Origin of the sequence: Serratia sp. H1w (assembly GCF_000633355.1) — a bacterium.
In the GTDB taxonomy this organism is placed as follows: Bacteria; Pseudomonadota; Gammaproteobacteria; order Enterobacterales; family Enterobacteriaceae; genus Chania.
The window spans coordinates 1-552 of record NZ_AYMQ01000233.1 but is presented as its reverse complement, the minus strand read 5'-3'; the positions used below and the strand labels follow the sequence as shown (position 1 = coordinate 552).

Sequence of the window (552 nt, the reverse complement as noted above, 5' to 3'; positions counted from 1 at the left end):
GAGTTCACCGTGCTAATACGCTAATACGGCAGAAGTCGTTATCTGCTGTGAAGCCGATGAGCAGTGGTCGTATGTCCGCTGTAAAGGCAATCCGCGCTGGCTGTTTTATGCTTATGACCGTATCCGAAAGCGCGTCATCGCCCACGTATTTGGCCCGCGAAATGCGCTGACACTCCAGCGTCTTCTGGTTTTGTTGGGCCAGTTTACCATCGCCTTCTACATGACCGATGCCTGGCCGGTATACCGGACTTTATTGTCCTCAACCAGCCATGTTATCAGCAAGAAATATACCCAGCGGATAGAACGACATAATCTGAACTTGCGGACCCATCTTAAACGGCTTACCCGCAAGACCCTTTGTTTCTCAAAGTCAGAAGAGATGCACGACAAGATCATCGGCTGGTATCTGACAATCAACCACTAACACTAAATCTGCGTCATGACCGTATTTGGCTCTAATATACATTAGAGTCCAGCAAGTCATGCAGAGAACACACCCCCAGTTTCAACAACGCATTTCGCTTATGTGCACTCACTGTTTTGATGCTAAGC

The 552-nt window shown here is 48.4% G+C and carries 1 pseudogene; it reads left to right on the top strand.

Annotation, left to right across the window (positions count from 1 at the left end):
- Positions 1 to 28: 28 nt before the first annotated feature.
- A pseudogene (locus tag U869_RS31315) lies at positions 29 to 424 on the top strand (IS1 family transposase); the annotation flags it as partial.
- Positions 425 to 552 lie beyond the last annotated feature (128 nt).